General features: G+C 38.0%; 10 protein-coding genes and 1 pseudogene. 6 read left to right on the top strand and 5 right to left on the bottom strand.

Annotated features, from left to right (window positions below; translation table 11 throughout):
• Positions 1-462, bottom strand: a pseudogene (locus tag H7J92_RS16410) (DUF4372 domain-containing protein); the annotation flags it as partial.
• A 427-nt stretch (positions 463-889) separates the two neighbouring features.
• On the opposite strand from H7J92_RS16410, the gene H7J92_RS16405 reads away from it, so the two are divergent.
• The 6 genes from H7J92_RS16405 to H7J92_RS16380 all read left to right on the top strand — a co-directional run bounded on the left by H7J92_RS16405 (position 890) and on the right by H7J92_RS16380 (position 3,170).
• Complete coding sequence (locus H7J92_RS16405; RefSeq protein WP_246603079.1) at positions 890-1,096, top strand: hypothetical protein; 207 nt, start codon at positions 890-892, stop codon at positions 1,094-1,096.
• A gap of 124 nt (positions 1,097-1,220) precedes the next feature.
• A complete protein-coding gene (locus H7J92_RS16400) occupies positions 1,221-1,562 on the top strand; it encodes a YolC/YozM family protein (protein WP_221838036.1) in 342 nt (113 codons plus the stop codon).
• Between the two features lie 120 nt (positions 1,563-1,682).
• A complete protein-coding gene (locus H7J92_RS16395; RefSeq protein WP_221838035.1) occupies positions 1,683-2,174 on the top strand; it encodes a YjdJ family protein in 492 nt (163 codons plus the stop codon).
• Positions 2,175-2,307: 133 nt separating this feature from the next.
• A complete protein-coding gene (locus H7J92_RS16390; RefSeq protein WP_221838033.1) occupies positions 2,308-2,520 on the top strand; it encodes a PF20097 family protein in 213 nt (70 codons plus the stop codon).
• Positions 2,521-2,742: 222 nt separating this feature from the next.
• On the top strand, positions 2,743-2,961 hold the full coding sequence (locus tag H7J92_RS16385) for a hypothetical protein (RefSeq protein ID WP_221838030.1): 219 nt from the start codon (positions 2,743-2,745) through the stop codon (positions 2,959-2,961).
• A gap of 26 nt (positions 2,962-2,987) precedes the next feature.
• On the top strand, positions 2,988-3,170 hold the full coding sequence (locus tag H7J92_RS16380; protein WP_221838027.1) for a hypothetical protein: 183 nt from the start codon (positions 2,988-2,990) through the stop codon (positions 3,168-3,170).
• A 407-nt stretch (positions 3,171-3,577) separates the two neighbouring features.
• Here H7J92_RS16380 and H7J92_RS16375 read toward each other — a convergent pair whose 3' ends face one another.
• The 4 genes from H7J92_RS16375 to modB all read right to left on the bottom strand — a co-directional run bounded on the left by H7J92_RS16375 (position 3,578) and on the right by modB (position 6,532).
• Positions 3,578-3,952: an rRNA methyltransferase gene (locus H7J92_RS16375; RefSeq protein ID WP_221838024.1), complete on the bottom strand. Its 375-nt coding sequence runs from the start codon at positions 3,950-3,952 to the stop codon at positions 3,578-3,580.
• Positions 3,953-3,997: 45 nt separating this feature from the next.
• Positions 3,998-5,029, bottom strand: coding sequence for a type 2 isopentenyl-diphosphate Delta-isomerase (gene fni, locus H7J92_RS16370; RefSeq protein WP_221838021.1), 1,032 nt, complete (start codon positions 5,027-5,029; stop codon positions 3,998-4,000).
• A 143-nt stretch (positions 5,030-5,172) separates the two neighbouring features.
• A complete protein-coding gene (locus H7J92_RS16365; RefSeq protein WP_221838020.1) occupies positions 5,173-5,838 on the bottom strand; it encodes an ATP-binding cassette domain-containing protein in 666 nt (221 codons plus the stop codon).
• A 19-nt stretch (positions 5,839-5,857) separates the two neighbouring features.
• The gene (gene modB, locus H7J92_RS16360; RefSeq protein WP_425441327.1) at positions 5,858-6,532 is read right to left on the bottom strand and encodes a molybdate ABC transporter permease subunit; all 675 of its coding nucleotides are present in this window, start codon (positions 6,530-6,532) and stop codon (positions 5,858-5,860) included.
• Between the last annotated feature and the right edge of the window lie 17 nt (positions 6,533-6,549).

The following is a 6,549-nucleotide window of genomic DNA, read 5'->3' as shown; positions in this document are numbered from 1 at the left end:
GCAGATGAAGCTTGATACCGGACTTGGTTACCCGGAACGTCGCCCATCGGTGGGTATTCAAATTCAAAGGCAATGTGCTGGAATCGATAATTTTCAGCGGGGTCATTCGCTTGCATCGCGTCTGGAAATCCGTCGCTTCATGAATCTGTGCGACCAAGTCGAGAAAAATGTCTTGAAAGAATTCCGTCGGCACCTGGCGCAATCGCCTGCCGAGCTGTGAGAAGCTGATGGAATCCAAGGTCGTAGCTTCCTGTAGTTCTTCGGAAAATACGCTGTCGCTGACGGCACGTAAACTTTCTGTTTCATGAAGCTGCGCGTACAAGAGTAAGTTCATAAACGAAGCCATATGCAGCTTCTTTGTATAGTGATCAAGACAATGGAGCTGGACCTGTTCCGCAAATAATTCATTGGAATGGGTGCCATCCATTGCTTAAATGCTGTTTTTCGTGTAATCTTATCCATGAGATTGTCCTTTATTTTGGATTTGGATGGATTACTGCCTCCAACCCATTATAAAGGATTTTTTTATGGAAAATATTATTTTAAGATTATTCGGAACTCAGTAATGAGAGATTTTATTTTAATGCGACGCTAGTGGTACAATTCCCAATTATTATTAATAAGTCGAGCGTAAAATTTACCTTAAAAAGTGTTGAAGGACATCAAAGTTCGAACTATATAATCAGATATAATTTTATATTAATGCAGGAACTACTAAAGGTATAGGCATTAAAAAAATGCTTAATTGCATTTTACGCTTCCCCAATTTAACCCCAATTTAACTAATGAATAGTGTATACTTGTTTCATAAGTTAGAAAGCTCCGAATTAGTTAGTATGTAGCAATCGGTCCATTTTGTGGAATGGCACTCAAGAGAGGGGATGGGTTCTTGGTCAATAAAAATCCTTCAAAACCATATAAATGGCATGAAAAGTATGGAGCATTTATAACTGCATTAGTTTGCCAATATTGCCTGATTATCAACTGGGAACATAATTGGCTGCTTGCAGGATTCTTTGGTTTAGGTGTACTTATTTGTGTAGTAATAGGATTTTCTGATGAAAAGAAAATTAACGCAGCAAATAATAGACAATAAAGCAATTGCGTCTGTATTGCAATCGGAGCCATTTTGTGTAGTAAAAATGGTTCCTATATTGGTACGGTGAATACTTTTACGAAATATTTCAGGTAACAAATAGCAAACAGTGAGGATGAGAAAAATGAGAGTAAAAACAAAGTTTGGCGTATTCTTTTCTGTATTTGCCGTCATAGGGATTGCACTAGTTGGTTTTATGCAAAAAGAACCGTACAGTACAGAAGCAGTAATGGACTCATTATGGGATAACCATAATGTTCAAAGCACATCAATCGGTGACACTGACTCTGTTCTTGATGTATCAGTTTACGAAGAAAAAGATATTACCGAGGTCGAAAGTTATTTAAAAAATAACCTATCCAAGGAGGATTTAGAGCATTACAAACTCATCGTGTATCGGTATTCAGAAAACCAATGGGAATTTAGAGAAAATGCACAGGGGAAGCACAAATCAGTTTATAAATAACCAGATGTTATTTCCGCAATTAGGCGTAATTCATGATATGTAATCCCGCTCGATCTATATCAGGGCTAGATATTTTAAGATGGGCCCCATCTTAAAATAAAGTAAATGAGGGGGTTACAAATGAAGTATGCCATTCAATATCTATTAGCATTAATGCTGCTAGTATTTTCAACATTAATATCTTGGTATGAAGGAAGCATGATAAGAGATGTTCCTTGGGAATGGAAATACACAGCATTTTTTTCGAAAATGTTTAATGGGGAAGTTACGGATAATTCAGAGATATCGCAATTGGACCATTTCATCTATGCGGCAAAGTTTTATCCCATGTACCCTATACTAATTTTGTTAGGTCTATCTTATATCTTAATTTTAAGCGGTTACTTACTACTTAAAAATAATATCAAAGAATTAACAGTTTTTCTTTCAGCTATTAGTGTAATCTACGTTTTTTTCGGAATAACAATATCCAGTTCACCAACTGTAGGGGGAAAATATTTCACCTTTATTTTTCTTTTTATGGGGGGTATTAATTTAGCACTTGCTACTTTGTTCTTTTTTAAAATGCGAAAAGGTGTTAAGAAAATAGGGAGTTTTATATTTTTTACTTAACAGCGTTATATAACTTTCTACAAGAAACTGGACGCACCTCTTGAATAAGGATCTGCGCCTCGTATTGCAGAATAGGGCCATTTTGTTTTATAGTGAGTTATAAAAAATATCTAGGAAAGTCGGCGTTAGTAATATGAACGAAACTTTAAAGTGTCACAAATGTGGTGATGAAGTACAGCAAGGATATATATTTTCTCCTCGTCGAATTTGCTGGTCAGAATCAGGGGATTCCGTTTTCTTTGATGATGGAAACGAGGTCTTGATAAATGATTCAGTTTTTAAAATAGGCAAAGTTCCAGCATATCGATGCGAAAAGTGTAAATTAGTCACTTTTTCATATTTATGATTAGTGTTTTACATACATAGTCGCAATTCTTGTGCGAAGGATTGCCAATCTTCAATAAAACGGCGCGATTGCGATAGCAACCATTTGCGTCCGTTCATCAATCGGACCACTTTGCAGAATAAGGCAGCATAACAAATTACGGTTAGTTTTTCAATAATTCAAGTCGTTTTAAACCCTTTGGTACAGTCATATATTTAAAATAAAAAAAAGGATGTGTACAACGTGAAAAAGGGGGGAATTGCTTCAGCAGGATTCATAGCGATTCTATTTGTTGTAACCTTTTTGTATATTGGTACCCCTTTAACAAATGGGAAAACAGCTGCGAACTTCACAGATCCCGAAATAGATGTGGAGGCAGAACAGAAACAAAAAGAAGTAGAGGAGATTTTAACTCGACTTTATCAAAAGGATGGCTTTATTGAACAGATAGGCAAAAATTAGAAGGTAAAGGCTATGAGTTTCAAACGTTGGTGGCTGTTTATTCCAGTGATGATATTCAGGTGAAATATGTATTAGAAAATAAAGGGGCTACTGAATTTGTACAAGAAGAAGTAAAATCAATTTTTTATGAGTCAGTTGAAAATTACAATCTGGATTCTAATTCATTTAATCTTAAAATAGGCGATAATAACGATGGGCCAGATTGGTGATGAGGTTCTTGTTCCGCATAAATATAGGATCCAAGTAGATTTTGACAACACAACTTTTAAATTCTAACTTTGATGATAAAGTTTTAGAGTAATGTAAATAGACTCTAAAACTAAAGGACGCAATCTGAAACAACGATTGTCCATTTTTGAAGCATTTGATTGTACAACAAAAGTATAATTGATGAATAAAAACAAAAATAATTAGAAATTAAAATGGTGAATTTTGATTAGAAAAAATTTAAGGGTATAGTAATAGTCCGGACTTTGGTGTCCTTGTACATTAAAAACCGCTAATATCTCAATATCACAAGTATACTTATAACTGAAACTTAACTTCCTATAATTTATATTATGTTCGGGGCGTTCTACGCACTCTATATTTTTCACTCTCCATAATACCTTCCACGCTACTCTTCTAAGCGGTTTTTATGTTCTTTTGTTTTCAAATCACTAAAATCAATATGATCCACGCTGTACTCAATGACATCATTGATGAACAGCTTTTGCTCTTTTGCCAGCTGCTTGACGGTTTCTAATAATTCTTTATCATATGTAGTTTTATATTGAATTCGATCTTTCGGACGTAAATTTTTATCGTACTGGATTACATCATGCGTTATGATATTTCGTAAACCGTTTTCCAATAAATAATTGCTGTATGTGTTGTATTCCTCAGATAAATCATCTAGTCGCTGTAAAATCTCTTTGCTGATGTTCGTGCGAAATTTTACACGCGTTTCATCGGTTGTTTGCATCATTTTTCCGTTCACTAATTTCCACATGATAATTCCTCCTTATAATACATAAAACAAACCGTGACCAGAAATTCACGGAGTTGTTTTATGAAGTCGTTCTGTTTGCTGCAGTTCAGTAAGATTTTGTGCGCCGACTGCAAACATCGCCATCTGTAATTCGAGTTCTCTAATTTCCATTGTTTTTAAAACGCTTTCTACAGAAACGGTTGCTTCCTCTAGAATCGATCTTCCAAAACCGACAAAATCTGCACCTAATGCGAAACACTTTGCAGCATCTACGCCAGTGTGCAACCCACCACTTGCAATTAATATTTTTTCATCCATAATCGGTTTCACTAACTCCACAGAACACGCAGTAGGTATACCCCACTCACTGAATGCTGCGGCAGCCCGTTGCTTAGCTGGATCCGTCCGGAATCTTTCAACTTGGCTCCATGATGTGCCTCCTGCTCCTGCAACATCGATAAAAGAAATACCGACCTCCAGCAGTTTTTCAGCAGTGGACCGATCAATTCCCCATCCCACTTCTTTAATACCAACTGGAATGGACAAATCCGTACATAGTTTTTCTATTTTTGACAGTAAATTGCTGAAATTTGTGTTTCCTTCCGGCTGAATGACTTCCTGAAGAATATTAAGATGAAGCACAAGCGCATCTGCGTCTGTATAATCAATGATTTTCCGGCATTCTGTTGCAGAAAAGCCGTAATTCAACTGAACTGCGCCCAAATTTGCGATGATCGGAATAGTGGGCGCATACTCTCTCAGATCAAAAGATTGTCTATATGCTTCACTTTCGATTAAAGCACGCGTAGAGCCAAGTGCAAGTGCCCAGCCTCTTTGCTCTGCGGCCAGTGCCAAGTTTCGGTTGATCGTTTCAGCAAAGTTAGCGCCGCCTGTCATCGAACTGATTAAAAATGGAGTCTTGCATAATTTCGCGAAAAAAGCTTGTTCTATCTGAATATCGTCAAATGCCAATTCAGGCAGTGCATTATGTATAAAATGATAGTGCTCTAAGCCCGTTGTAATCGTGTTTCCTGTCACTTGTTCTTCTAAGACGATTTGGATATGTTCTGCTTTGCGGTCATTTAGCTGTTTGCTCACAGGAGTGGCCCCTCTTCAATGGATTGATACCTACTAGTATGGCGATATTTCGTTTTAAATACAAGCCATGTCTCAGTCCGGCAAGACATAGAAAAAGCTCTGATCCATTGAATCGGAGCTTCGTTGATCTATTCATTATCTCACTAAACGGTTGCCAAATGTTTAATCGGCTTTTCATCTGCGATATGACCTTGATCCAAATAAAGAATACGATCACCCAGCTTCTCAGCTTCGTCCAGGTCATGCGTCACAATAATGAAAGGGATTTGCCAAATATTATGCAGACGCAGTAGCTCTTCCTGACATTGTTGTCTCGTTTCCTTATCGAGTGCTGATAAAGGTTCGTCCAGTAATAAAACAGATGGACGCGTGGCGAGTGCTCTCGCTAACCCCACTCTCTGCTTTTCTCCACCGGACACTTGATGAGGATACTTTTGTAATAAATGTTCAATACCCAACACATGAAGGAGTTGCTTCACAGTATGGAGATCTTCTTTATATTGCTTCTTCTTGACGCCATACCAAATATTCTTTTCGACTGTCATATGCGGAAACAGGGCATAATCTTGAAATAAATAACCGATTTGACGATCTCTTGCCGGCAATGGTTTCTCACCGCTCTTGTAAAATAACCGGTCTTTCGAAACGATCAATCCACTGTCAGGATGCAAAAGTCCAGCAACACAGTTTAAAACTGTAGTTTTTCCTGAACCGGATGGACCGGCCAACACGAGGATTTCTGCTCCCACATCGAATTGAATAGCCATTTCATAATGTGCGAGTTGTTTAGTTAGTTGTACGCTCAGCATTTACTTCCCCCCTTCCCATTCACATTCTGCTAAATCGACGAATATTACGCTTGCTCCACCAGTTCACCCACAAAATCAGACTGAACCCGAATGTAATGATGATGACGACCCAAAATGTCGCCTTTTCCATCTGACCGGACTCCACTGCAAAATAAATAGCCATTGGGATCGTATCCGTTTTGCCTGGTATGTATCCCGCAAGCATCAATGTTGCTCCAAATTCTCCAAGACCTCTTGCGAACGATAAAACCAATCCTGCCAGCAAGCCTGGCCAGGCAAGTGGAAAAACCACAGTCCAAAATACACGCCATTCGGAAGCGCCCATCGTTCGTGCTGCATTTGAAAGCCTTTCATCCAAACTCTCAAACGCAGCTGCAGCACTCTGGTACATTAACGGAAATGACACGACAATCGAAGCAATAACCGCTCCAATCCACGTAAAAACAATTTGAAAATCAAACCATTCCAATAGCCAACTACCGATCCACCCTTTTTTCCCGAATAAAATGAGCAGAGCAAACCCCACTACAGTAGGCGGCAATACGAGAGGTAACAAAAACAAAGCTTCCAATATACTTTTACCAAAAAAATCTCGTTTTGACAGTAAATAAGCTATGAAAACTCCTGCTAAAAACACAAAAAAAGTGGAGATGACAGCTACTTTCAACGATAAAATCAAAGGTGAATAATCCATTTCAAGCAAGCCTACTC

The sequence above is a fragment of the Sporosarcina aquimarina genome (assembly GCF_019748715.1).
Classification (GTDB): Bacteria; Bacillota; Bacilli; order Bacillales_A; family Planococcaceae; genus Sporosarcina; species Sporosarcina newyorkensis.
Note: the sequence above shows the minus strand (reverse complement) of the source record. Positions and strands in the feature narration are given on the sequence as shown.

What these genes read in the sequence shown, in the direction of transcription:
- H7J92_RS16400 (WP_221838036.1), top strand. Translation starts at nt 1,221, where the DNA reads ATGAGAGTAAAAACAAAGTTTGGCGTATTCTTTTCTGTATTTGCCGTC.
- H7J92_RS16395 (WP_221838035.1), top strand. Translation starts at nt 1,683, where the DNA reads ATGAAGTATGCCATTCAATATCTATTAGCATTAATGCTGCTAGTATTT.
- H7J92_RS16390 (WP_221838033.1), top strand. Translation starts at nt 2,308, where the DNA reads ATGAACGAAACTTTAAAGTGTCACAAATGTGGTGATGAAGTACAGCAA.
- H7J92_RS16375 (WP_221838024.1), bottom strand. Translation starts at nt 3,952, where the DNA reads ATGTGGAAATTAGTGAACGGAAAAATGATGCAAACAACCGATGAAACG.
- H7J92_RS16365 (WP_221838020.1), bottom strand. Translation starts at nt 5,838, where the DNA reads ATGCTGAGCGTACAACTAACTAAACAACTCGCACATTATGAAATGGCT.
- modB (WP_425441327.1), bottom strand. Translation starts at nt 6,532, where the DNA reads ATGGATTATTCACCTTTGATTTTATCGTTGAAAGTAGCTGTCATCTCC.